Source organism: Reyranella sp., from assembly GCF_052439685.1.
Taxonomy (GTDB): domain Bacteria; phylum Pseudomonadota; class Alphaproteobacteria; order Reyranellales; family Reyranellaceae; genus Reyranella.
The window spans coordinates 1-23,803 of the sequence record NZ_JBQVQG010000031.1; the positions used below are offsets into that span (position 1 = coordinate 1).

25 protein-coding genes are annotated in these 23,803 nt (G+C 65.7%); 13 read left to right on the forward strand and 12 right to left on the reverse strand.

Annotated features, from left to right (window positions below):
* The coding region (locus ACT6UX_RS25810) for an MATE family efflux transporter (RefSeq protein WP_444778022.1) at nucleotides 1–316 on the reverse strand (316 nt) is incomplete at its 3' end.
* 162 nt (nucleotides 317–478) lie between these two features.
* Here ACT6UX_RS25810 and ACT6UX_RS25815 point away from each other — a divergent pair.
* From ACT6UX_RS25815 to ACT6UX_RS25835, 5 genes are all read left to right on the forward strand, one after another.
* Nucleotides 479–775, forward strand: a complete 297-nt coding sequence (locus ACT6UX_RS25815; protein WP_444778023.1) for a cupin domain-containing protein — start codon at nucleotides 479–481, stop codon at nucleotides 773–775.
* A gap of 151 nt (nucleotides 776–926) precedes the next feature.
* A complete protein-coding gene (locus ACT6UX_RS25820) occupies nucleotides 927–2,483 on the forward strand; it encodes a DEAD/DEAH box helicase (RefSeq protein ID WP_444778024.1) in 1,557 nt (518 codons plus the stop codon).
* 27 nt (nucleotides 2,484–2,510) lie between these two features.
* Nucleotides 2,511–2,750, forward strand: a complete 240-nt coding sequence (locus ACT6UX_RS25825) for an Lrp/AsnC ligand binding domain-containing protein (protein WP_298313303.1) — start codon at nucleotides 2,511–2,513, stop codon at nucleotides 2,748–2,750.
* A gap of 110 nt (nucleotides 2,751–2,860) precedes the next feature.
* A complete protein-coding gene (locus ACT6UX_RS25830) occupies nucleotides 2,861–3,904 on the forward strand; it encodes a serine hydrolase domain-containing protein (protein WP_444778025.1) in 1,044 nt (347 codons plus the stop codon).
* Complete coding sequence (locus tag ACT6UX_RS25835; RefSeq protein WP_444778026.1) at nucleotides 3,901–4,512, forward strand: hypothetical protein; 612 nt, start codon at nucleotides 3,901–3,903, stop codon at nucleotides 4,510–4,512. Before ACT6UX_RS25830 ends, ACT6UX_RS25835 begins: the two co-directional genes overlap by 4 nt.
* Here ACT6UX_RS25835 and ACT6UX_RS25840 read toward each other — a convergent pair.
* From ACT6UX_RS25840 to ACT6UX_RS25850, 3 genes are all read right to left on the reverse strand, one after another.
* Nucleotides 4,509–5,117 carry a hypothetical protein gene (locus tag ACT6UX_RS25840; RefSeq protein ID WP_444778027.1) on the reverse strand — a complete coding sequence of 203 codons (609 nt, stop codon included), beginning with the start codon at nucleotides 5,115–5,117 and terminating at the stop codon, nucleotides 4,509–4,511. The genes ACT6UX_RS25835 and ACT6UX_RS25840 overlap by 4 nt on opposite strands.
* Before the next feature lie 59 nt (nucleotides 5,118–5,176).
* Entirely contained in the window at nucleotides 5,177–6,319 is a 1,143-nt protein-coding gene (locus ACT6UX_RS25845) for an amidohydrolase family protein (RefSeq protein WP_444778028.1), read from the reverse strand.
* Nucleotides 6,320–6,383: 64 nt separating this feature from the next.
* Entirely contained in the window at nucleotides 6,384–7,040 is a 657-nt protein-coding gene (locus ACT6UX_RS25850; protein ID WP_444778029.1) for a hypothetical protein, read from the reverse strand.
* A 24-nt stretch (nucleotides 7,041–7,064) separates the two neighbouring features.
* On the opposite strand from ACT6UX_RS25850, the gene ACT6UX_RS25855 reads away from it, so the two are divergent.
* Both ACT6UX_RS25855 and ACT6UX_RS25860 read left to right on the forward strand, forming a co-directional pair.
* On the forward strand, nucleotides 7,065–8,717 hold the full coding sequence (locus tag ACT6UX_RS25855; RefSeq protein ID WP_444778030.1) for a GMC family oxidoreductase: 1,653 nt from the start codon (nucleotides 7,065–7,067) through the stop codon (nucleotides 8,715–8,717).
* Entirely contained in the window at nucleotides 8,707–10,275 is a 1,569-nt protein-coding gene (locus tag ACT6UX_RS25860) for an ABC transporter substrate-binding protein (protein ID WP_444778031.1), read from the forward strand. Before ACT6UX_RS25855 ends, ACT6UX_RS25860 begins: the two co-directional genes overlap by 11 nt.
* 25 nt (nucleotides 10,276–10,300) lie before the next feature.
* Here the strand turns inward: ACT6UX_RS25860 and ACT6UX_RS25865 are convergent, their stop codons facing one another.
* A complete protein-coding gene (locus ACT6UX_RS25865; RefSeq protein WP_444778032.1) occupies nucleotides 10,301–11,149 on the reverse strand; it encodes a TauD/TfdA dioxygenase family protein in 849 nt (282 codons plus the stop codon).
* Between the two features lie 561 nt (nucleotides 11,150–11,710).
* On the opposite strand from ACT6UX_RS25865, the gene ACT6UX_RS25870 reads away from it, so the two are divergent.
* Together ACT6UX_RS25870 and ACT6UX_RS25875 are read left to right on the forward strand one after the other, a co-directional pair.
* The gene (locus ACT6UX_RS25870) at nucleotides 11,711–11,944 is read left to right on the forward strand and encodes a bacteriocin (RefSeq protein WP_296323358.1); all 234 of its coding nucleotides are present in this window, start codon (nucleotides 11,711–11,713) and stop codon (nucleotides 11,942–11,944) included.
* A 90-nt stretch (nucleotides 11,945–12,034) separates the two neighbouring features.
* Nucleotides 12,035–12,343 (forward strand): RNHCP domain-containing protein, encoded by a 309-nt coding sequence (locus ACT6UX_RS25875; RefSeq protein ID WP_444778033.1) that lies wholly within the window; start codon nucleotides 12,035–12,037, stop codon nucleotides 12,341–12,343.
* 18 nt (nucleotides 12,344–12,361) lie between these two features.
* Here ACT6UX_RS25875 and ACT6UX_RS25880 read toward each other — a convergent pair whose 3' ends face one another.
* The gene (locus tag ACT6UX_RS25880) at nucleotides 12,362–14,044 is read right to left on the reverse strand and encodes an N-acyl-D-amino-acid deacylase family protein (protein ID WP_444778034.1); all 1,683 of its coding nucleotides are present in this window, start codon (nucleotides 14,042–14,044) and stop codon (nucleotides 12,362–12,364) included.
* A gap of 60 nt (nucleotides 14,045–14,104) precedes the next feature.
* On the opposite strand from ACT6UX_RS25880, the gene ACT6UX_RS25885 reads away from it, so the two are divergent.
* Nucleotides 14,105–15,082, forward strand: a complete 978-nt coding sequence (locus ACT6UX_RS25885; RefSeq protein ID WP_444778035.1) for a Bug family tripartite tricarboxylate transporter substrate binding protein — start codon at nucleotides 14,105–14,107, stop codon at nucleotides 15,080–15,082.
* A gap of 118 nt (nucleotides 15,083–15,200) precedes the next feature.
* Nucleotides 15,201–15,986, forward strand: coding sequence for a dienelactone hydrolase family protein (locus ACT6UX_RS25890; protein ID WP_444778036.1), 786 nt, complete (start codon nucleotides 15,201–15,203; stop codon nucleotides 15,984–15,986).
* Here ACT6UX_RS25890 and ACT6UX_RS25895 read toward each other — a convergent pair.
* From ACT6UX_RS25895 to ACT6UX_RS25915, 5 genes are all read right to left on the reverse strand, one after another.
* Nucleotides 15,983–16,924, reverse strand: coding sequence for an arginase family protein (locus tag ACT6UX_RS25895; protein ID WP_444778037.1), 942 nt, complete (start codon nucleotides 16,922–16,924; stop codon nucleotides 15,983–15,985). The genes ACT6UX_RS25890 and ACT6UX_RS25895 overlap by 4 nt on opposite strands.
* 1 nt (nucleotide 16,925) lies before the next feature.
* A complete protein-coding gene (locus ACT6UX_RS25900) occupies nucleotides 16,926–18,182 on the reverse strand; it encodes a M20/M25/M40 family metallo-hydrolase (protein WP_444778038.1) in 1,257 nt (418 codons plus the stop codon).
* A complete protein-coding gene (locus tag ACT6UX_RS25905) occupies nucleotides 18,182–18,847 on the reverse strand; it encodes an amino acid ABC transporter permease (RefSeq protein WP_444778039.1) in 666 nt (221 codons plus the stop codon). The genes ACT6UX_RS25900 and ACT6UX_RS25905 overlap by 1 nt, the downstream gene beginning before the upstream one ends.
* A gap of 156 nt (nucleotides 18,848–19,003) precedes the next feature.
* On the reverse strand, nucleotides 19,004–19,810 hold the full coding sequence (locus ACT6UX_RS25910) for an ABC transporter substrate-binding protein (protein ID WP_082752152.1): 807 nt from the start codon (nucleotides 19,808–19,810) through the stop codon (nucleotides 19,004–19,006).
* A gap of 28 nt (nucleotides 19,811–19,838) precedes the next feature.
* Entirely contained in the window at nucleotides 19,839–20,603 is a 765-nt protein-coding gene (locus ACT6UX_RS25915; RefSeq protein ID WP_444778040.1) for an amino acid ABC transporter ATP-binding protein, read from the reverse strand.
* Nucleotides 20,604–20,719: 116 nt separating this feature from the next.
* On the opposite strand from ACT6UX_RS25915, the gene ACT6UX_RS25920 reads away from it, so the two are divergent.
* Complete coding sequence (locus ACT6UX_RS25920) at nucleotides 20,720–21,598, forward strand: LysR family transcriptional regulator (protein WP_444778041.1); 879 nt, start codon at nucleotides 20,720–20,722, stop codon at nucleotides 21,596–21,598.
* A complete protein-coding gene (locus tag ACT6UX_RS25925; RefSeq protein WP_444778042.1) occupies nucleotides 21,599–22,867 on the forward strand; it encodes a M28 family peptidase in 1,269 nt (422 codons plus the stop codon).
* Here the strand turns inward: ACT6UX_RS25925 and ACT6UX_RS25930 are convergent.
* Nucleotides 22,864–23,757: a LysR family transcriptional regulator gene (locus ACT6UX_RS25930; protein WP_444778043.1), complete on the reverse strand. Its 894-nt coding sequence runs from the start codon at nucleotides 23,755–23,757 to the stop codon at nucleotides 22,864–22,866. The two genes, ACT6UX_RS25925 and ACT6UX_RS25930, sit on opposite strands and share 4 nt — an antisense overlap.
* Between the last annotated feature and the right edge of the window lie 46 nt (nucleotides 23,758–23,803).

Consider the following 23,803-nt stretch of genomic DNA (forward strand, 5'->3'; position numbering starts at 1 on the left):
TGCCGAGTGCGGCCCCTTCGCCCCCCAGCATTCGATAGAGCGAGGGCGCGACCGTCCAGGCGAGCAGGGTGAAGAGCAGGGCCAGCGCCGCGCCGAGGACCAGCGCATGCAGCACCAGCGCGCGGGCGTCCCCGGTCCGGCCGGCGCCCAGCGTGCGGGCCATGGCGGCCGCCACGCCGCCGCCCATGCCGCCCGCCGCCATCATGGTCATCATCATCATGAGCGGGAAGACCAGCGCAAAGCCCGCCAGCGCCTCGGTGCCCAGGCGTCCGAAGATGAAGGTCTCGGCGATGGCCACGAAGGTCTGGACGATCATGACGGCGGTGGTCGGGGCCGACAGTTTCCAAAGGCTCTTGCCTATGGGCGCGGTGAGCAGCGGGTGCGACAGGGTGGGACTCCAATTGAGTGCATATACACGATATCAGGCCGCGCCCTCGTGTCACCTTACAAACGCTTCGCGAGGCATTAGCTTTCACGTATGACCCAGACGGAACGCCCCCTCGCCAAGCCTTCGGTCCAGACCGAGAACGACCGCGTCATCGTAACGGAATGGCGCTTCCCGCCGGGCGGCCACACTGGCTGGCACCGCCACGATCACGACTATGTCGTGGTGCCCATCACCACGGGCGAACTGCACATCTTCGATGGCAAGGCGACCGTGCCGGCGCCCCTGAGGGCCGGCGTCTCCTATTCCCGGCAGACCGGGGTCGAGCACGACGTCATCAATCCCAACGATTTCGAGTTCGTTTTCGTGGAAATCGAGCTCAAGGCCTGATGCTGCCGCCGGGCTGCCCCGCGCCCGGTCGCATTGACTTGGTCCCTTCAAGGGGTCATATGGGGTCCGCCCAGCGGTCTAGCTCGATCCTCGAGCCTTATGTGACTGCTCCAAGTCCAGCGGAAAGAATGGACTAAACCACGGAAATTAAATGAGTTTTGAGAGTTTGGGGCTGAGCGCCCCGGTACTGCAGGCAGTGGCCGACAAGGGCTACACGACGCCTACCCTCATCCAGGAAAAGGCCATCCCCATCGTCCTGATGGGTCGCGATGTCCTCGGATGCGCCCAGACGGGCACCGGCAAGACTGCCTCCTTCGTCCTCCCCATGATCGACATTCTCTCGGAGGGCCGTGCCAAGGCACGCATGCCGCGCTCGCTCATCCTGGAGCCGACGCGCGAACTGGCCGCCCAGGTGGCCGAAAACTTCGAAATCTACGGCAAGAACCACAAGCTCAACATGGCGCTGCTGATCGGCGGCGTGAGCTTCCCCGACCAGGAGCGCGCGCTGGAGCGCGGCGCCGACGTCCTGATCGCAACGCCCGGCCGCCTGCTCGACCATTTCGAGCGCGGTGGCATCCTGCTGAACGACGTCAAGATCCTGGTGATCGACGAAGCCGACCGCATGCTCGACATGGGCTTCATCCCCGACGTCGAGCGCATCGTCGCCACCCTGCCGCCGCTGCGCCAGACCCTCTTCTTCTCGGCCACCATGCCGCCGGAGATCAAGCGCCTGGCCGATCGCTTCCTGAGCAATCCGAAGGAAGTCACGGTCTCGGCGCCGGCCTCGGCCTCCAAGAACATCGTGCAGGGCCTCGTGGTCGTGCAGGAAGACGACAAGCGCGAGGCGCTGCGGGCCTTGATCAAGGAACAGGACATCAAGAACGCGATCGTGTTCTGCAACCGCAAGAAGGACGTGGCGATCCTGCAGGGCTCGCTGAAGAAGCACGGCTTTAACGCCGGGGCCCTTCATGGCGACATGAGCCAGCCCGCGCGCATGGAGACGCTGGAGAAGTTCAAGCAGGGCGAGATCCAGATCCTGGTCGCCTCCGACGTCGCCGCCCGCGGGCTCGACATCGTGGCGATGAGCCATGTGTTCAATTTCGACGTTCCTTTTTCTCCCGAGGACTACGTCCACCGCATCGGCCGCACGGGCCGTGCCGGCAACACCGGTCATTCCTTCACCTTGGCCTCACCGGACGAGGGTCCCCTCGTCGAGGCGATCGAGAAGCTGATCGGCACCACCATCCCGAGGGTCGACGTGCCGGGTATGGAAGCGTTGGCTTTCGAGCCGTCGGACGGACGCCGTCGCGGGCGAGGCCGTGGACGCGCCGGTTCGAGCAGCAGCAGCCGTGGCCGTAGCAGCAGCAGCCGTCCGCCGAAGGAAGCGCGCGCCGAGCAGGCCGCGGGGCCCGAGAGCGCGGCGCGTCCGGCGCCCGAAGCCCGTCCCGAGCGTGGAACTCGTCCGGAACGCGAAGCGCGGCCGCCGCGTGAGCCGCGGGCCGAACGTCCGCATCGCGAGCCGCGCCCCGAGCGTGAAGCGCGCCCCGAGCGCGAGCCGCGTCCCGAGCGTGAAGCACGCCCGCCGCGCGAACGCCGTCCGGAGCGCTCCGATCGTCCGCGGCAGGATCGTCGCGACCGTGACGATACGCCGGCGCCGATGGGCCTCGGCGATCACGTACCCGCTTTCCTCGCCCGCTCGGCGCGCTAGAATCGCGCGTCGCGGCGGAGGGCGTTCATGCAGACCATTTTCGTCATGGTGAAGTGCGAGCTCGGCAAGGCCTATGAGGTCGCCGACAATGCCGTTGCCGTCGAACAGGTGTCGGAGGTCTATTCGACCTCCGGGCAATACGATCTCCTGATGAAATGCTATCTCGACGAAAAGACCGACATCGGCCATTTCGTGACGAGCCAGATCCAGACGCTGCCGGGGGTGAAGGACACCTTCACCCTGATCACCTTCAAGGCGTTTTCCTGAGCACGGCCGTTCCGCGCCAGCATCTTCCGCGCGGCGAGGACTTCCTGCTCCTGCCGCCGTCCCTTCAGCCTTATGCCTATCGCAACGTCGACAAGCTGTTCGCCCATCGCGTGATCCGGCGCGGCTCCCATGTCCGGGAGCTGCCCCGCGGTGCCGAGATCGCGCCGGTCTATGTCGCCGCTGGCCGCGAGCACGACGTCGCCTCGTTCATGGACCGCAACGTGATGGTGGGCATCCTGGTGGTCCATGGCGGCAGGATCGTGCTCGAGCGCTACGGCCTCGGCCTGCAGGAGCACGAGCGATGGTCGACCATGTCGACCGTGAAGTCCATGACGGCGATGCTGGTCGGTGCGGCGGTGCAGGACGGCGCCATCGGGTCGATCGACGATCCGCTGACGGACTATCTGCCGGCGCTCAGGGACTCAGCCTATGAAGGCGTGACCCTGCGGCACGTCATGACGATGTCGTCGGGCGCGCTCTGGACCGAGGTCTATCCCGACCGGAATTCCGACGTGAACCGCTACAGCAAGTCGCTGGCCGACAAGGTGCCCGACGGCGTGCTGAAGCTGATGGCCTCGCTGCCGCGCGCCCATCCACCGGGCAGCACCTTTCTCTACAATTCAGGGGACACGTTCCTGCTGGGCGCCGCCCTCACGCGCGCCGTCGGCAGGCCGCTGGCCGACTACATGTCGGAGAAGGTCTGGCAGCCGGCCGGTATGGAGTGCGATGCCTTCTACACGCTCGAAAGCGATGGCGGGCAGGAGATCGGCGGCAGCCGCGCCGGCATGGTCCTGCGCGACTTCGGCCACTTCGCCGAGTTCGTGCGCAACGATGGTGTCATCGACGGGATGCGCGTATTGCCCGAGGGCTGGGTCGAGGCGGCGGCAACGCCTGCCTTCGTCGTGCCGGCGCCGTCCGTCCCCGACATCACGCATTACGGTTACAGCTGGTGGCTGGGGGATGGGGTGATGGCGGCGCTGGGCCACGCCGGCCAGCGTATCGACATCTTCCGGAATGAGGAGCTGGTGGTGGTGACACTTGCCGCGCTGCCGCAGCCACCCTATGTGCAGGCCACCGACCATGACCGCCGCACGGAGATCGTAACCTTCACCCAGGCCGTGAGGGCGGCCTGTGTATCGGGGGTGGTCCGTTGAGGGGCGGCAAGGCGGTCCTCGCCATCTGGGTCGACATCGAACCGGCCGACGACGCCTTCTTCGAGCACTGGCACAGTCGTGAACATCTCGAGGAACGCGTTTCCTGTCCCGGCTGGCTGCGCGGCAGTCGCTTCAAGGGGGTGACGCGGCCCGGCCGTCACCTGCTGCTCTACGACGCCGAGACCGCCGCTGCTTTCGAGAGCGAGACCTATTACGCCCGGCTGCGCAGCCCCAGCGAGATGAGCCGCGCCATCTTCCCGAAATTCCGCAACACATCCCGGACCGTCTGCGCGGTTGAGCAGCGCTGGGGCGAGGGTATCGGCGCAGCCGTGCTCACCTTGCGCATGAAAGGGAGCAACGTCGCCCCCTTCGACCGCCTCGCTTCACCGGAGACGGCCAGGGTCGACCTGCTCACCGGACGCGCGAATGTCGGGCAGGCGCGCACGGCCGAGAAAGACCTGCGCGGCGCGCCCGACCTGCAGATCGAGCGGGCACTGGCCGCCTTCTTCTGGTCGGTCGAAGCGGCTCAGGCCGCGCGCGACCGTCACGCGCCCGAAGGAGAGGTGTTCGCGCTGCGGCACACCGTGTCGAAGGGCGATCTCGCCTAAGTTTTCCCTTCAAGCGATGCGACGCCGGCGAAGATCAGCGAGCAGCTGAGGTAGAAAAACGAAGCGCCGGCGAGAAAGACGGATAGCGTGGAAAGCGCTGCGCAGAAGATGGTGAGCAGGCGACGGACGGAGCTGGCAGTGTCCCAATCGCTTGAGGCTTGTTGCGATGTTGCCCACAGGTGCAACGGCCACAACATGGCAATTCCGACAAGGTAGGCGACGGGGCCAAACAGGAGCGGCCCCGCTATTCCACTGCCCAGGGAGAAGAAGAGAGGCTTGGCGAGATAGTTGCCGAACCATTCCAGGATTGATCTCGGAATCTCCGACGAAAGGGCGAAGGCAATTCCGAAGATGAGACCGGACAGCCAAAACGACAGGCTGATGCTCAAGACGATCATCCTAATCCTGTCGAGCGTCGTTTGCTGTAGCTGAGGCGGATGCCACGCCGTCATTCCGGCGAGAAAGCAAGCCGCCAGAGCCGAGCCGGTCGCGAGGCTGGAACTGATGAAATCGTAAGGAACCAGGTCGTCCGCAAATTCTTGCGGATAAGCGATTCGATGCAGAAGCGATGTGAGGCTGATCGCAACCAGCCCCACGACCGTCATGGCGATGCCGTAGGCAAGGCGGTGGCACAGCGAACTGCGCCACCAGGTATCGCTCAGGATCAGTTGATCAGCCCATAAAATTTCCCGGCGTTGGTGCAGGTGATCATCTTGACCTGCTCGGGCGGGACCTCGGCGAACTGTTCCTTGATGTACTTGTCGGAGTGGGGCCACACGCCGTCGCCGTGCGGGTAGTCGGAGCCCCACATCAGGCTTTCCGCACCCATGTCGTCGATCAGCTTGGCGCCGATGCGGTCGAACTGGAACGTGGCCTTGCACTGGCGGCGCCAGTAGTCACTGGGCTTCATCTTGAGGCCAAGGTCGGTGAAACGGTCCTCCCATTCGAAGTCCATGCGGTCGAGTGCATAGGGGATCCAGCCGCAGCCCGATTCGCCGAAGGCGATGCGGACGTTGGGGAAGCGCTCCAGCACGTTGGCGCCCATGATGGCGGCCAGGATGTTCACCAGGTTCATCTGGAAGCCCGAGACCACGGTGAAGAACACCGAGCGGCCGACCCGGCCGGGATATTTCTCAATGGTGCCCGGCGGCACGTTGGGAAAGGTGTGGAAGTGCAGCGGCAGCTGCACGTCGTTCACCGCCTTCCACAGTGGATCCCACATCGGATGCCACATCGGCTCCATGTCCCAGGAGCAGGAGAGCTCGAGGCCCTTGATGCCCATCTTCGCGACCCGGTAGGTTTCCTTCACTGCGGCGTCGATGTCGCCGTAGGGCAGGCAGGCGAGGCCGATGTGCCGGTCCGGGTAGTGGCTGCAAAAATCCTTCAGCCAGTCGTTGTAGATGCGCAGCATCTCGTTGCCGGCCTCGCGGTCGTTGAGACGGCTGGCGGCGCCCAGGATGCCGTAGATCACCTCGGCATCGACGCCATCGCGGTCGAGGTCCTTGATGCGCAGATGCGGATCGGAGATGCGGCGGATGTCCTTCGCCCCATCGGCATAGAGGCCGGTCTCGGCCATGATATCGACGCGTCCGTGCTTGCCGGGCACGAACTTCGAGCCGGACGGGCCGACGCCGTTCTTGAAGCCGAACGACGCACCGTTCTTCGCCACCCATTTCGGTCCGTCGTCGGTCTCGGTAACGTAGGGCATGCGCTCCTTGAGATCGCGCGGCGCCATCGACGTGAACAGGTCGGGCGGCATCCAGGGCAGGTCGAGGTGGCTATCGGCCGAGATGCGCTTGTATTGCATGGCGTTTGGCTCCCTTTGATTTGGTAAGGGAATTATGCGCCGTCCGAGGGGCGGGGCAATGCTCCTACAGTTTCGCGGGTCGGCTATCGAAGTAGGCACCCTCATGGCCGAGGAACACCATCATGGCGAAGACGAACACGATCGGCAGGACGCGGCGCCAGAGGGGCGAGTCGGAATCGCACGGTAACGAACGGCGGCGCAGCCAGCCCCAGAATGCGTAGAGGAACCAGACCGGCATGGCGATCATCAGGGTGAAGCGTGCCGCGCCGTGGAAGGCGCCGATCCCGGCCGCCTCTTCGCCCACCCCCTGAAGGCGCAGTTGGATGACGAGGACGGCGGCGAGCGCGACACGGACGACCAGCAACAGCGTCGCGGCCGCGGAGAGGCCCCAGAGGAGACGGCGGAACAGTGAATCGCCGAACGGTTTGACCAGCCAGCCGGCCGACCGTGGCGCGGCTACCGCCGCGACTCCGACGATGAGCATCGCGGGCAGCAGCGTGCCGCTGTTGAAGAGGGCCTGCCCGTAGAAGTAGCAGACGGCACAGATGAGGATGGCGAGCCAGATGCTTTCGGCCACCGAGCCGGCAATGCCGAAAGCGCGATCCCAGCCGATGTTCTCGCCACGGGCTTTCGCTTGCTGCAGCGCCTCGTCGGATCGATAGCTATCGTAGCCGCCGCGCTTCACTTCGCCCCCCGCTTGCCGCCATATTGTGCGCGGCATGCATCTGTCGCTCAAGGACGTGGAATGACAAAAGACACCGTCTCTCGTCTCGGTGGGGACTTCGACTACATCATCGTGGGCGCCGGCTCGGCCGGATGCGTGCTTGCGAACCGGCTCTCCGCCGATCCCAAGAATCGCGTGCTGCTGCTCGAGGCGGGCGGGCGCGACAACTGGATCTGGTTTCACGTTCCGGCCGGCTATCTCTTCGCCATCGGCAATCCCCGCGCCGACTGGATGTTCCAGACCGAGAAGGAGCCCGGGCTCAACGGCCGCGCGCTCAACTATCCGCGCGGCAAGGTGATCGGCGGCTGCTCGGCGATCAATGGCATGATCTCGATGCGCGGCCAGTCGCAGGATTACGACCACTGGCGCCAGCTCGGCCTAACCGGCTGGGGATGGGACGATGTCGCGCCGGTCTTCCGCAAGCTAGACAACCATTTCCTGGGCGAGACCGAGCATCACGGTGCGGGCGGCGAATGGCGGGTCGAGGAGTCCCGGGTGCGCTGGGAGGTGCTCGACGCGGTGATCAGGGCCGCCACCGAAATGGGCATTCCGGAAACTCCGGACTTCAACACCGGCGACAATACCGGCGTCGGCTATTTCCACGTGAACCAGAAGCGCGGCATCCGCATGTCGGCCGCGCGCGCCTTCCTGAAGCCGGTGCTGAAGCGGCCGAACCTCCGGCTGGAGACCGGTGTTCTGGTGGAGAAGCTGTTGTTCGAGGGCAGGCGCTGCACCGGCGTGCTCTATCGCCAGGACGGCCGGCTGGTCGAGGCGCGGGCGAAGGGCGAGGTCATCCTGGCGGCCGGTGCGATCGGCTCGCCGCAGATCCTGCAGCTTTCCGGCATCGGCGCCCCCGACTGGCTGGGCGAGCTCGGCATTCCGGTCCTGCATGCGCGCGAGGGCGTCGGGCGCAATCTGCAGGATCACCTGCAGCAGCGTGCAATCTACAAGGTCGATGGCGTGAAGACGCTCAATCAGAGCTACCACTCGCTGGTCGGCCGGGCCCTGATGGGCATGCAATATGCATTGCTGCAGAAGGGGCCGCTCACCATGTCGCCCTCGCAGCTCGGCATCTTCACGCGCTCCTCGCCCGATCAGGAAAGGTCGAACATAGAGTTCCATGTCCAGCCTTTGTCGCTCGACAAGTTCGGCGAACCGCTGCATCGCTTCCCGGCGATCACCGTGAGCGCCTGCAATCTGCGCCCGACCTCGCGCGGCACCGTCAGACTGCGCTCGGCCGATCCGACGGCGAAGCCCCTGATCGCGCCCAACTATCTCGCGACTTTTGAGGACCGCACCGTGGCGGCCGACGCGATTCGCGTGACGCGGCGCCTGATGCGCCAGTCGGCGATGCAGCCCTATCGCCCCGAGGAATATCTGCCGGGCTCCGGTGTCGGCGACGACGATACCTCGCTCGCCAAGGCCGCCGGCGACATCGGCACCACGATCTTCCATCCCGTCGGCACGGCGAAGATGGGGCTGCCGTCGGATCCGCACGCCGTGGTCGACGAGCGGCTGCGGGTCATCGGGCTTCAGGGACTGCGCGTGGTCGACGCGTCGGTCATGCCCACCATCACCTCGGGCAACACCAACACCCCCACGATCATGATTGCCGACAAGGGGGCTGGAATGATCCTCGCGGACAACAAACAAGGAGGCATGCGTGCGCAATAGAATTCTTGGGCTGATCGCGGCGGTCGGCCTTTCGGTGCCGGCCGTCGCCATGGCGCAGCAACCGACGACGCTGCGGGTGGTCGCGCATTCGGATCTGAAGATTCTCGATCCGATCTGGACCACGGCCTTCATCGTCCGCAACCACGGCTACATGATCTACGACACGCTGTTCGCGCTCGACGGCGAGTTGAAGATCAAGCCGCAGATGGTCGACACCTGGAAGACGAGTGACGACAAGCTCACCTGGACTTTCACCCTGCGCGACGGACTCGAGTTCCACGACGGCCAGCCGGTCACCAGCGAGGACGTGATCGCCTCGCTGAAACGCTGGGCGTCGCGGGACAGTCTGGGCAATATCCTGTGGGCGAAGGTCGCCGAGTTGAAGGCGGTCGACGCCAAGACCTTCCAGATCGTGCTGAAGTCGCCGACCGGCGTCGTGCTGCAGGCCTTGTCCAAGCCCTCGGGCAATCCCTTCATCATGCCGAAGCGCATCGCCGAGACGCCTGGCACGGACCAGATCAAGGAGTTCGTGGGCTCTGGTCCCTTCATCTTCAAGACCGACGAATGGAAGCCCGGCGACAGGACCGTCTACATCAAGAACCCCAAGTACAAGCCGCGGCCTGAGCCGGCGTCGGGCCTGGCCGGCGGCAAGATCGCCAAGGTCGATCGGGTCGAATGGGTCGCGATCCCCGACCAGCAGACCGCGGTGAACGCGCTGCAGGCCGGCGAGATCGACATCATCGAGGCGCCGCAGCACGATCTCTATCCGCTGCTGAAGAAGGATCGCAACGTCTCGATGGTGACCACGAACAAGTGGGGCAACCAGTACATCTATCGCTTCAATCAGCTCCACAAGCCGTTCGACAATGCCAAGAACCGGCAGGCGATGCTGTATGCGCTGAACCAGAAGGACTTCCTGAACGGCGTCATCGGCGATCCCGAATACTACATGGTCTGCAAGGCGATGTTCATGTGCGGCGGTCCCTACGAAACGACCGCGGGCTTCGCCGACAAGTACGAGAGCGACTTCGCCAAGGCCAGGCAGCTCCTGGCCGAAGGCGGCTACGACAACACCCCCGTCGTGCTGCTGCACTCGACCGATCTCTACGTGCTGACGAACATGGCACCGATCGCCAAGTCGCTGATGGAGAAGGCCGGGATGAAGGTCGACATGCAGTCGATGGACTGGCAGACCCTGGTCGCCCGCCGCGCCAGGAAGGATCCGCCGGACAAGGGCGGCTGGAACGTGCTCATCACTTCGACCTCGGGCGCCGATTCGCTCGATCCGCTGACCTACAGTTTCATCAGCGCGGCCTGCGACAAGGCCTGGTTCGGCTGGCCGTGCGATGCCGAGATCACGCGCCTGCGCAGCGCCTTCGCCGACGAGACCGACGAGGCGAAGCGCAAGGAGATCGTCGAGAAGCTCCAGCTGCGCGCCGCCGAGGTGCCGACGCACGCCTTCCTCGGCCAGTACAACAACGCGATGGCGATCCGCAAGAACGTGACCGGCAGCGTCGTCTCGCCCGTGCCGGTCTTCTGGAACATTGAGAAGAAATAGGGGGTAAAGCTGACGCCGTCGTCGGTCAGACGACGGCGTCACCCGCGATCTGGGTGCGCTGCATGCGGCGGTGAAAGGGGCCGGCATCGTGGATTGCCAGATGCTTGGTGCAGCGATTGTCCCAGAAGGCAATCGAGCCGGGCTCCCAGCGGAAACGGCATGTGAACTCCGGCCGGTGACCGTGATCCATGAGGAAGTCGAGCAGCGGCTTGCTCTCGCGGTCGGTCATGTTCTCGAAGCGGCAGGAATAGGAGTGGTTCACGAACAGGCACTTAGCACCGGTCTCGGGATGCGTTCGCACGACAGGATGCAGGCTCTCGGTCGGCCGCCAGTTCGAATCCTCCCGCACCTTGATCGAGCGGCGCGCGTTGAGCCCGACCTGAGGCCCGGCCACACGGATGTCGCTGTGCACGGCGCGCAGACCCGCCAGCATCGACTTCATGCCGTCGGAGAGGCTTTCGTAGGCGAGGTACTGATTGGCGAATAGCGTGTCGCCGCCATAGGGCGGCACGTCGAGCGCATAGAGGATGGCCGCCATCGGGGGCTCGGGCATCATCGTGGTGTCGGAATGCCACTCCTCGCCCACGATACGCTCGTCACCGGGCGCGCGCACGACGCGCACGATTTCCGGATCGTCGGCCCCGGTGTTGAAGTTGGGATGGACGAAGATGTCGCCGAAGCGGCGGGTGAAGGCCTTATGGCTCGCATCATCGAGCCTCTGGCCGCGAAAGAAGATTACCAGATACTCGAGCAGTGCCCGCCGGATTTCCGAGACCGTCTCATCGTCGAGGCGGGCGCTCACATCGACGCCTCCGATCTCCGCTCCGAGGGCGCCGGCGATCGGGGAGACCGTGATGCGTCGGTACACATTCATGGCGACAATGATGAGGTTTGCTCATCGACCGCGCAAGACGCGCTCACCGAGCGCTTTCGCGCGGCGGACGACGGCCCGCATCGAGCTGTACGTTCGACACCACACGCTTGGTGTGGCGAAGGGGCACCACTAAGCGTCTGATGTGCGGCGAGTGGGGCGGTATGCAACCCTGCGGCGGCAGGGAGACGTCCGCGAGCCGCAGAACCGCCGCGTCGAAATCGTCATCCAGGAGGCGATCATCAACTTCGCCGCACTGGCAACGCTTTTGTACGGCGCGCGTTAGAAGGACGCCGGACCTTGCGGTCCGGCCCTCCGGTTGCGGCCTTCCAACCCCTCTCCCCGAGTGGCGTCGGCTGCGACCGGAGACCTTCTCACTCCCTATCCATGTTGTTCGATGCTGGCTTGCGCGTGATTGCCGGCTCTTTCGTTTTGGGCAGTCGCCTTCGCGCGAGGGGATTCAGTGTCCAACCTGTGATCGCACTTGGCACGCGAATCCGTGAACGCAACCGGCGGGCCTTCCCGGTCGTTCTATCGCTAACAATTCACGCGCAGGAGACTCTCATGCTGAAGTTCACGAATATCGCGATCGTTGCGGCGCTCGGCTTGGGGGTCGCCGCGTGCGGCAACAATCCGACGGACCGCGCCCTGACCGGTGGCGCGATCGGTGCCGGCACGGGTGCCGTCGTGGGCTCGACGATGGGCGCACCGGTGGCCGGTGCGGTCGTGGGCGGCCTCGGTGGGGCTGCCATCGGTGCGGCGACGACGCCGCGTAACGACTACGGCTACTACCGCTAAACATTACCTTCCGACGGATGCGGGGTGGGTGCCATCGGGCACCCACCTTTTTCGTGTGCGCGGATCCCGGGGCAGTGCGAAAATAAAGGCATGGCCCGTCTTTTCGCGCGCAACATCGAGAACTTCACCTGCGAGCGCTGCGGCGCCGAGGTCGAGGGCAACGGATTCACCAACCACTGTCCGGCTTGCCTGTTCAGCAAGCACGTGGACGAAAATCCGGGAGATCGCGCCGCCGAGTGCGGGGGGATGATGGAGCCGATCGCGGTCGAACAGGCGCGCGGTCGCTACATCATCGTGCACAGATGCCTGAAATGCGGCCAGGTGAAGCGCAACAAAGCCTCCCCCGCCGACAGTTCGCGCACCCTGGTCGAAGTCGCCCGGCGGCGGGCAATGTCCTGACCCTTCCTGCGGAGAGGATCAGCCAAAGGAGCGTAACACCCTGCCGGGCCGCGAGGACGGGTCGGCACAGAAGCCCTTCTCGTCGGCGGCGCGGGCGCCGTTGATCCAGACACCGTGCAAACCGACCGCGCCGGCCGTGAGGCGCGCCGCGCCGGCCGGCAGGTCGTGGGCGCGACGCTTGGGGCCGCGCGCCACGGTCTTCGGATCGAACAGCATCAGGTCGGCGGCGAGGCCCTCGCGCAGCAGGCCGCGATCCTGGATGCCGAACAGCTTTGCGGGTTGACCCGTCAGGCGATGTACCGCGTTCGGCAGGTCGAGCACGCCGAGGTCGCGGCTCCAGTGACCCATCAGATGCAGGCCGAATCCTGCGTCGCAGAAGAAGGTGAGATGCGCGCCGGCGTCGCTCAGCGAGATGTGGGTGTTGGGATCGGCCAGGATGCGGCCGACCGCCTCGTCGTCATTGTGCAGAAGCTGCGCCACGAACATCGTGTCGAGGTCTTCCGACAGGGCGAAGTCGAGGATGAAGTCGAGCGGCTCCTTGCCGGCCTGCTTCGCGAGTTCGCCGAGCGTAGCGCCTTCCATGGCCCGGTTCTCGTCCCTGGCCGTTTCGACGACGAACAGCTTGTCCCATTCGCCGTTGAACAGCAGGCGGCCGCGCTTGGCTAAAAGCTCCTCGCGTACCGAAGCGCGCCAGGATGGATCGCGATAGATTTTCGCGAGCTCGGCCGGATCGTGCGCGGCCATCGCCGGCTTCCACGCCTGCATGCTCTCGAACAGGTAGGGGCTGCGGAAGGTGAAATCCATGCTGAGCGGGCAGCACGAGGTCTGTGCCACCAGGGTGCGGCCGCGGGCACGCGCTTCGTTCACCTGGTCGAGCGTGGTGAAGGCGGCTTCGGGATTGGTGTTCGAATGGAACAGCGCCGCGATCACGACCGGGCGGTTGGCTTCGGCCGCGATCTCTTCGAGATAGGGAATGGTGGTCGTACGGCCCTTGGTGAGCATGTAGACGCCGGTGCCGCGCTCGCCCATCGCCTTCACGAGCGTTCGCAGTTCATGGTCGTCGGCGAGGCGCGACGGCATCGGTGTGCCGCCCTCGCCATTGTGCGCTTCCGAGGTCGAGGAAGCGAAACCGACGGCGCCCGCGGCCATCGCCTCGCGTACCAGGTCAGCCATCCGGGCGACTTCGTCCGTCGTGGCCGTGCGCTCGGTGGCGTCGGCGCCCATCACGAAGGTGCGGATGGCGGAATGGCCGGCGAAGCAGGCGACGTTGGGGCCGACGCCGTTCTTCTCCAGCATGTCGAGATACTGCGGGAAGCTCTCGAAGCCCCAGTCGATGCCGGCGCGCAGCGCGTCGAGCGACATGCCCTCGACATGGGTCAGGTGGCGCATGGTGAGGTCGCGGTCGGCCGGCTTGCAGGGTGCGATGGTGAAGCCGCAATTGCCGAGGATCGCAGTCGTGACGCCCAGCGCCGGTGAGGGATCGACGAAGGGGTCCCAGGTGATCTGCGCGTCGTAGTGGGTGTGACCGTCGATGATGCCCGGTGCCAGCGCGAGGCCATCGGCCTTCACGGTCTCCCGGGCGGCGCCGAGCTTCGGGCCGATGGCGGCGATCCTGCCGTCCTTCACGCCGAGGTCGCCCTTGATGGACGGGGCGCCCGAACCGTCGTGGATTTCCGCATCCTTGATGATCAGATCGAACATGTTTTTTTCCTCCCGGATTGACCCTAGTCTGTCGCCAAGGAAATGGAACGGGAGGATTGCATGACAGGCATGACGCGACGCGGCTTCGTGGCCGCGGGCACGGCAGGTGCGGCTTTCGGTATGGCGCCGGCGATCGTCCGCGCGCAGGACTATCCCACCAAGCAGGTCCGGGTGGTGGTGCCCTATCCCGCGGGTGGCGGCACCGATCTGGTGGCGCGCCTGGTCATCCCGCGCCTTGCCGAGAAATGGAAGCAGACGGTCATCATCGACAACAAGGGCGGCGCCAGCGGTATCCTGGGCAGCGAGATCGTCGCCAAGGCCCCGCCTGATGGGTACACGCTGCTGGTCACAACCAGCGCGCACACGATCAATCCCTACACGACGAAGGTCTTGCCCTACGACACCGAGCATGACTTCACGCCGGTCACGCCGCTGATCGAAGGCGCGCTCGCCTTGGTCGGCTCGCCCAAGGCGGGCATGGACTCGATGGAAAAGTTCATGACGGCGGCGAAGGCCAATCCCGGCAAATACCAGTTTGGCAGCACCGAGAACACGACCCGGATGGTCGGCGAGCTGTTCCGGGTGAAGAGCGGGCTGAAGATCGAGAACGTGGCCTACAAGGGCGCAGCACCGATGATGCAGGAGTTGGCTGGCGGCCACATTCCGGTGGGATTCACCAGCCCGCTCACCGTGATGTCGCACCACCGTGCGGGCACCTTGCGCATGCTGGCCGTGAGCGGCACGAAGCGGCTGCCGGGCCTCGATGACATTCCGACCATGGCCGAGGCGGGCGTGCCGGGCGTCGACACGACCGCGTGGTTCGCGATGTTCGGCCCGGGCAAGATGTCGCCTGCGCTCGCCAACCGCATGCGCGACGATGTCGTGGCCGTCCTGGCCGAGCCCGAGATGCAGGCCAAGATCCGCGACCTGTCGAGCCTGCCGGGCGGCGAAGCGCCCGACGCCTTCGCCCAGCGGATCAAGAAGGAGTTGGTGAGCTGGGCCGAAATCGCCAAACTGGCGGGCATCCAGCCGGAATAGATCCCGCAGAAAAACTTGTCATCCCGAGCGTCGCGAGGGACCTTCGGGTGGCCTCGAAGAGGGAAAGGTCCCTTGCGACGCTCGGGATGAAAAGATTGGCCAACTCACGGTCTGCGACATGATCCGCTTGCTCGTGGTTGTCCTTCTCGTGGCTCTGGGCGCGCCTGCCTGGGCCCAGTCCGTCAGCTTCCCGAGCGTGACCGTCGGTGCCAGCCCGGCGGGGCCCGAGGTGAAGGGCTGGATCTACAAGCCGCCGGGCAACGGACCGTTCCCCGCGATCATCCTGGCGCATAGCTGCGCCGGCACGAACCGGCACACAGACGGTTGGGGCAAGCTCCTGGTGAGCTGGGGCTATCTCGTGCTGGCGCCGGATTCGTTCGGTCCGCGCGGCACCAGGGCCGTGTGCACGACGCCCAACGTAGTGACGCCCAATATGCGTGTGGCCGACATTGCGGGCGCTCTCGACTATCTGGCGACGCGGTCCGATGTTGTGAAGGGCAAGGTCGGTATCATCGGCCACAGCCATGGCGGCTCGACGGTGATCCGCTCGGCGCAGAAGAAGTTCGGGCTGGCGCAACGCGGCCTGGCGGCGGGCGTCGCGTATTATCCAGGCTGCAATCCGAAGTTCGACGGCGACATCGACATTCCGGTCCTGCTGCTGGCCGGCGACAGGGACGACTGGACGCCGGCTGACCGTTGCCGGAGCCTGATGTCGGGTCTGACGCGCGGCGTTCTCGTCGAGGCCATCTACTATCCCAACGCCTATCACAGCTTCGATTCGAAAGCCGCCGACCGCACCGTGCCGGGCGCGGCAGGCAAGCAGCACCATCTCGCCTACGACACGGTCGCCGCACCCGACGCCGAAGCACGGACGAAGGCGTTCTTCGCGAAGTACCTGCGCTAGGCGGCGTCGAGCCCCATCTGCCGGCACAGGAGGACCAGCGTCTCGTAGATCACGTGTGAGCAGAGGTGGGCGGCCATGCCGTTCACGTCCTGCGGCGGGCTCACCGTGTTCACGTCGACGGCCACGATGTTGAGGTCGGTGAGGCAGCGCAGCAGGTCGATGCCCTCGCGCGCACTGAGGCCGCCCCACGACGGTGTGCAGACGCCGGGCGCGCAGGACGGGTCGAACACGTCCATGTCGAAGCAGAGATAGACCGGCCGCTTGCCGACCTTGTCGCGAAATTCGGCCATGCGCTGGGCGAAGCCGCCGCGGATCAGCTCATCGATCGACACGATCTTGTAGCCGAGGCTCATGGCGCGCGGCACGACGCCCTGCGCGTAGGTCGTGCTGCGGATGCCGACATGCCAGGAGAACTCCGGATCGACGAGGCCTTCCTCGGCGACATGGGTGAACTGGGTGGCGGAGTTGTACTTTTCCTCAGAGCCATACGGGTACGAATCGGTATGCGAGTCGATATGGAGCGCCGCCATCTTTGGGTACTTCTTGCCGACGGCGCGCGCGACGGGGACGGTGACAGAACCATCGCCGCCGATGGTGATCGGGACGGCGCCCGCCTCGACGATGCGGTCGGCCGCCTGCTCGATCCGCTCGAAGGCATCGACGATCTTCGAAGGCGTAAGCTTGACGTTCCCGCAATCGACCAGTCCCAGAGCGGTCGCCGGATCGAAGTCGGCATTGGTCGGATTGAAGCGTCGCATCAGCTGCGACTGCTGGCGCACTGAGTCTGGGCCGCCGCGCGCGCCGATGCGCATGTTGGTGCCGCAGTCGAACGGGATGCCGAGGATCGCGGCCTTGTTCGCCGGGCCCGGCCGTCCGTAGGGCACGCCCATGAAGGTCAGGGGCAGGGTGAACAGCTCGTCGTCGGACAGACGGTCCATGTCAGGGCTCCGCGGAGAGAAAATCATAGGCGACCAACGTGTGGATCTTGGCGACTGCCAAAAGCTCGTCGACCAGCACATACTCGTCGGCGCCACCCATGTTGAAGGGCGTGAGCCCCAGCACCACGGTCGGCACGTCGAACAGGCGATACCAGCGCGAGTCCGAACCACCGACTCTCATGTTCACCGCCGGCGTCTCGCCCAGTACTTCGGCGGCGACCGACGCGGTGCGGGTCACGATCTCGTGGCCGGGGTCGGTGAAGGACGGCTCGAAGCGCCGGATCGCCTTCCAGCTCACGCCTTCGAGCGGTCCGAGCCATTCGTCGAGCTTCGCCGCGAGGACATCGGTGGTGATGCCGACCGGCAAGCGGATGTCGGCCCGGGCAATCGCATGGGTGGGAACCAGGTTGGGCGAGGTGCCGCCCTCGATGGTGCCGATGTTCACCGTGACGCGAGAGAGCGTGTCGGCCTCGCCGGCCCCCGACAGGGGCTCGGAGATGGGCTTGGCCTTGCCGATCGCCTGCGTGACGATTGGGGGCGATTGAAAGGGCACGTCCTCGAGTTGCTTCAGGCAGTCGAGCGCGGAACGCAGCCGGTCGATGGCGTTGGTGCCCTTGTGGACATGGGCGCCGTGGGCGGGCGAGCCCGTGGCCTCGACCTCGACCCACATCAGGCCCTTTTCGCCGAAGCGCACGACCTTGGGGGAACCGACGTCGCCGCAGATATTGGCGTCGCCGGCGGCGTGCGGGAAATTCTCGAGGAGGTAACCCGAGCCGAGGGAGCCCATGTTTTCCTCGTCGCCCGCCAGGGTGAGAACGACCTCACCGTCCCAGGCATCGCGGTTCTCGGCCAGCAGCGCGGCCGCGAGGAGCGAGCAGGCGATGCCGCCCTTCATGTCGCAGACGCCGCGGCCGTAGAGCTTGCCATCCTTCAGCACGCCGCCCAGCGGCGGCACCGTCCAGGGCAGGTTCTCGAGCAACGGGAAGGTGTCGAGATGGCCGTTGAAGATCAGGCGGCGGCCGGGCGTCCGGCCGCGGATGCGGCCGATCAGGGAGACGATGCGCGGCTCGGGTTCGACCCGCTCGATCTCGATGCCGGGGATCTCGCGCAGCAGGGCCTCGGCGACCTGCGCCACGTCGAACGTGTCGCTCGGCGGGTTGGGCGAGGCAACGGCGACCAGCCGCTGCGTCACTTCGATGAGACGGTCGAGCGAGGCATCGACCTTGCGCGCCAGTTCGTTGCGAATTCTCGGAGACATCAGCGAGCCTGCAGCCTGCGTTCCCAGAAGCGGATGGCCATGGCGAGTGGCCAGCAGATGAAGAAGTAGACCACGGCAATGAAGGTGAAGGTCTCGAGCGGCCGGAAGTTGGTGGCCGAGAGCTCCATGCCGCGCCTTGTAATCTCGCTCACCGAGATGACGGCGCCCAGCGAGGAGAATTTGATGAGCTGCACGAAATTCGACGCGAGCGGCGGCAAGGTCATGCGGATAGCCTGCGGCAGCACGATGCGGTTGAACGACTGCAGCGGCGTCAGGCCCAGCACCTGCGCGGCTTCGCGATGGCCCTTGGGCACGCTCTGGATGCCCGAGCGATAGACCTCGGAGATGAAGGAGGCCTGGTAAAGGGCGAGGCCGATGATCAGCGCGACCAGCGCCTCGATGCGCACGCCGAACACGATCGGCAGCACGTAGTAGACCCACAGAAGCTGCACCAGGATCGGCGTGTTGCGCACCACCTCGCCGATCGAGATGCCGATCCAGCGCAGCGCCCGGAAGCGCGACATGTCGAGCAGCGCGATGACCAGCCCGCCCAGCATCGCCAGAACCAGGGTGATGGCCGAGATGATCAGCGTCATCTGCAGGCCGCCCATCAGGAAGTCGAAGCTTCCCCAGACCGTATCCCAGCGGAATTGGTACTTGAACATGCTCAGATCACGCTTGTTGCCCACCCTTCGAGACGCGCTCCGGCGGAGCGCTCCTCAGGGTGAGGTTGTGGTTTAACGCACACCTCATGCTGAGAAGGCTGCCCCTCGAATACCTCGGGGTAAACTCCGCAGCCGTCTCGAAGCATGGGCTACAGGTCACGGCGCGACGATCGGGTCGAGCTTGTGCTTCTTGGCGTACTTCAGCAGCCTTCCGTCGAGCTTGATCGTGTCGACGAACAGGTTGACGTAGTTCAGCCAGATCTGGTCGCCCTGCGGCACGACATAGGCGTAGGGCGTGATGGCGAGCTTCTCGTTGGGCAGGATGTAGGTCGCCCAGTCGAACTCGTCGGTCACTTTGATCGCGGTCGGGAAGTCGGTGATGATGACGTCGACGCGCTGTGCGACCAGCTCGGCCTCACGCGTGTTGGGCGGCGCCACCGAGACGACCTCGGCGTTCTTCACGTAGCCCTTCATGAAGGGTTCCATGTAGCTGCCCAGAGAGACGGCAGCCTTCACGCCCTTCTGGTCGATGTCCTTCCACTCCTTGATCTTGCTGTCCTTGCGCGTGACCGCGTAGAGGTTGGTCAGCAGGTAGGGCTTGGAGAATTCGACGGCCTGGCCGCGCTTCATCGTGGCGCCGACGCCGAACATGCCGATCTCGCACTTGCCGGCCTGAAGATCGGCGATGAACGAACCGAAGCTCGATTCGACGATTTCAAGCTTGGCGTCGAGCTCCTTGGCGAATTCCTTCGCGAGGTCGGCGTCGATGCCCTCGATCTCGCCGGTCTTGGAATTGCGGAACGAGATCGAATAGTAGAGCGGGAACTGGCAGACCCGGAGCTTCTTGCTCTTGGTCACCTCGTAGAGACGCGACTGCGTCTGTTGCGCTTCCGCGCCCGTGATCGAAAATGCGCCAACCGTGCCGGCCAGCGCGAGCGCACCCAATATCCTTGCTACACCCATCATCGGTCTCCCTTGTTGACCTTCCCCATCACTCATCCGCGAACTGCTGCAGGAAGCGCTGGGCGCGCTCCGTCTGCGGCGCATCGAAGAAGGCCGAACCCGGCGCCGCCTCGACGATCTCGCCTCGATCCATGAACACGGTGCGCGTGCCGACATGGCGCGCGAAGCCCATCTCGTGCGTGACCACCAGCATGGTCATGCCCTCGCGCGCGAGCTGGCGCATGACGGCGAGCACCTCGCGGCGCAGCTCGGGATCGAGCGCGCTGGTTGCCTCGTCGAACAGCAAGACCTTGGGCGACATGGCCAAAGCGCGGGCAATCGCCACGCGCTGCTGCTGGCCGCCGGACAGGCGCGCCGGATAGGCATCGCGCTTCTCGAACAGGTCGACCTTCTTCAGCAGCGACTCGGCGATGGCGACGGCCTTGTCCCGGGGCATCTTCTTCACGCGGATCGGCGCTTCGATCAGGTTCTGAAGGACCGACATGTGGGGCCAGAGATTGAAGTGCTGGAAAACCATGCCGATTTCGGAGCGCACGTCGCGCGCGGCGGCCTTCACCTGCTTGTCCGGCGATGGCGTCGAAATGGGCACACCCTCCATTACGACACGGCCCTCGCTCGGCTCTTCCAGCAGCGCAAGGCAGCGCAGCAGTGTGGTCTTGCCCGAGCCCGACGGACCCACGACGCAAACAACGTCGCGCTCCAGGACTTCCAGCGACACGCGGGTCAGCACCTGATTGGGGCCGAAGCGCTTGGTGATTCCGTCCGCGAGAATGAGGGGGCTCGTGCTGCTCATGTCACTCCATAAGCAAATCCTATGCCGCTCTCCTGGAGCCTGCCGGATCGGCAGGAGTTTTGCTAGTAGAGGATGGAATAATTGCCAGAATAACCAATAACGGCTGTTTATAGAGTATGGACGTCAAGCTCCTCGAAGCCTTCCGGGCGGTGGTCGATCACCGCTCCATGACTGCCGCCGCGGGCGCCATGGGCGTGACCCAGCCCGCGGTCAGTACCCAGATCGCGCGTCTGGAGGAGGCGGTCGGTTTCTCCCTGTTCGACCGCGCCAACGGCCGGCTGAAGCCGACGCCCGAGGGCATGCTGTTCTATGCCGAAGCAAGCCGTGTGCTGGGGGAGGTCGACCGGCTGCAGGCTGCGACCGCGCAGATCCGCGAAGGCCAGTCGGGCCGCTTGTCGATCGCCAGCCATCCCTCGGCCGCCATCTCCCTGTTGCCCAATCTCGTGGCGCAGTTCCTGGCCGAGCGTCCGGGTGTCTCGGTGCGGCTGATCTCGCGCCATTCCGACGTGGTGAGCCAGCTCCTGCCGACCGAGAGTTTCGACATCGGCATCGCCGAGCTGCCGATCGACGACAGCCAGATCGAGGTCCGGCGCTACGCGATGCGCTGCGTTGCGATCCTGCCGCCGCGCCATCCGCTCGCCTCCTGCAAGCTGCTGACGCCGCAACTGCTCGCGCCACATCCGATGGTGATGCCGGCGCGCTCGCATCAGGTGCCCAACCGCATCCGCGGCGTCTTCTCGGCGGCCGGCGTGTCCATAAACGCCGTGGTCGAGGCCGAGTTCTTCGCCAGCCTGTGCGGCCTGGTGGCCGCGGGCGCCGGATGGTCGATCGTCGATCCGCTGTCGGCACGCAGCTTCGAGCATCTCGGCCTCGTGACGCGGCCCTTCGAACCCGCCGTCACCTACGACATCGGCGCCTTCCACCGCCGCGACCGCGAGCCTTCCGTGCTGGCGGCCGCGTTCCTCGACATGCTCGACGACAAACTGAAAGGGTGAATGATGCGTCTCGACGCCAATCTTATGGGCCGCCTCGCGGCCGACGAGGCGCTGTGGCGCGACTTCAACGACATCTGCGATTGCGGCGGCCGTCTGTCGGGCACCGAGAGTGAGAAGAAGGCGTTTGCGCTGTTACGCGAGAGGGTACGGGCGGCCTCGCCGGCTAATTCGGGCCGCTCCATCCCGGTGCCCTACAATGGCTGGCAGGCGAAGTCGGCGACCTTGAAGCTGCCCGGCGGCGCCTTCGCGCCGTGCCATCCGCTGGTGCGCACCATCGCGACGCCGGGCCTCACCGCCGAGGTGATCGACCTGGGGCGCGGCACGCCTGACGAGTTCGAGGCGCACAAGGCGGAGATCGCCGGCCGCATCGTGCTCGTGCGGCACGAGCTGATGTTCGCTGCCGGGACGATCCATCGCCGGCGCAAGTACGACATGGCGCGCGCCCATGGCGCGGTGGGATTCCTGATCGGCGGTCCGCTCGCGGGGCACGTGGTGGCGGGCTCCTCGGGCCGCGATTCCGGTGAAGGCATTCCCGCGCTTGGTATTTCGCCCGAGACGGCGGCAAAGCTGGCGCGCCGTTCGACCGGCTTCCCGTCCGTCACGATCGCCGTCGAGACCGCGGAAGGGCCGGCTGAGACCGAGACGCTCGTCTTCGACTATCCCGGCCAGACCGACGAATGGGTCGTGTTGTCGGCGCATGTCGACGGCCACGACCTGGCCGAAAGCGCCATGGACAACGGCACCGGTCTCGCCGCCGTGCTGGCAGTGACGCGCGCGCTGTCGCCGGAAGTGGCCCGGTGGCGGCGCGGCCTGCGGGTGATGTTCTTCAGCGTCGAGGAATGGGCGCTGACCGGCTCGGCGCAATACGTGAAGGCGTTGAGCGAAGCCGAGCGGGCGAAGATCGCGCTCAACGTCAATCTCGATTCGGTCGCGGGCAGCCCGAACCTCGCCGCGCTCACCAGCGGGTTTGCCGGTGTCGAGCCGTTCCTGCTGGGCGTTGCCGCGGCCAATGGTCAATCCTTGCGCACCGTGCGGCCACTGATGACCAATTCCGACCATGCGAACTTCGCGGCGGGCGGGATTCCGGCGATCCGGCTCGTGGCCGGCTTCGACGATCGCAACGCCCATCTGCGTGTCGTGCTGACACCCGCCGACACGCGCGACAAGGTCGCCCAGAGCGAGCTGCGGCAGGCAACGCTGCTGACGGCCGCATTGGTCGGCGCCGCCTGCAATGCCGATACGGGCGAAGCTGCGAGGTGGCGCGGCTAGACCTGGCTCTTGAACCGCTCGATCAGCCATTGCGCGGCGGGACCGGGCGGGCTGTCGATGCGATGGAGCACGCGCAGCGGATAGGTCGCGGCCCACCAGTCGGAGAGGTCGAGCTCGACGAGGCGCCCGGCCTCGAGGTCGCCCTTCACCATCGGTGCCGGCATGCTGCCCCAGCCGACGCCGGCCAGCAGCAGCGCATGCTTGGCGCCGAGATCCGCGAGCCGCCAGGTCTTGGGGCCGACCACGCCGAAATCCTGGCCCTCGGTCAGCGTCGAGCGATCGGTGAGGACGAGCTGGATATGCTCGCGCGCCGCGCCGCGCGCCTGACCGCCCAGCCGCGCCAGGGGATGGAAGGGGGCAGCTACCGGCACGAGCTGGACGCCGCCGATGGCGATGCTCTCGGTACCGTCAGCCGCGACATTGGGACCGCTGACGCCGATGCTCGCCGTGCCCTCCAGCACGAGCTGCGTGACCGCGCCCAGGGTCTCGACGTGGAGTCGCAGTTGCACGGTCGGGAAGGTCGTCTGGAAGGCCTGCAGCGCGTCTACGAGGCGGGCGGTCGGGAGCATGACGTCGACCGCGAGCGAGACTTCGGCCTCCAACCCTTCGAGCAGGCCCTTCACCTTGGCGCGCAGCATGTCGACGCCGTGGGTCACGGCGCGAGCCTCAGCCACCACCGCCCGGCCGGCCTGGGTGAGTTCGGGCTTGCGGGTGGCGACCCGGTCGAACAGCGGCAGGCCGAGCTGCGCCTCGAGATTGTCGATGGCGTAGGTGATCGCCGATGTTGCACGGTTGAGGCGCCGCGCCGCGGCGGCAAAGCTGCCGGCATCGACCACGGCGAGCAGGACCTGGAGCTGGACGAGGGACGGGATACCGGGAGTCGTAGGCATTTCTAATATTCTGAAAAGATCATTCAGAATTATACTGATTTTCAGG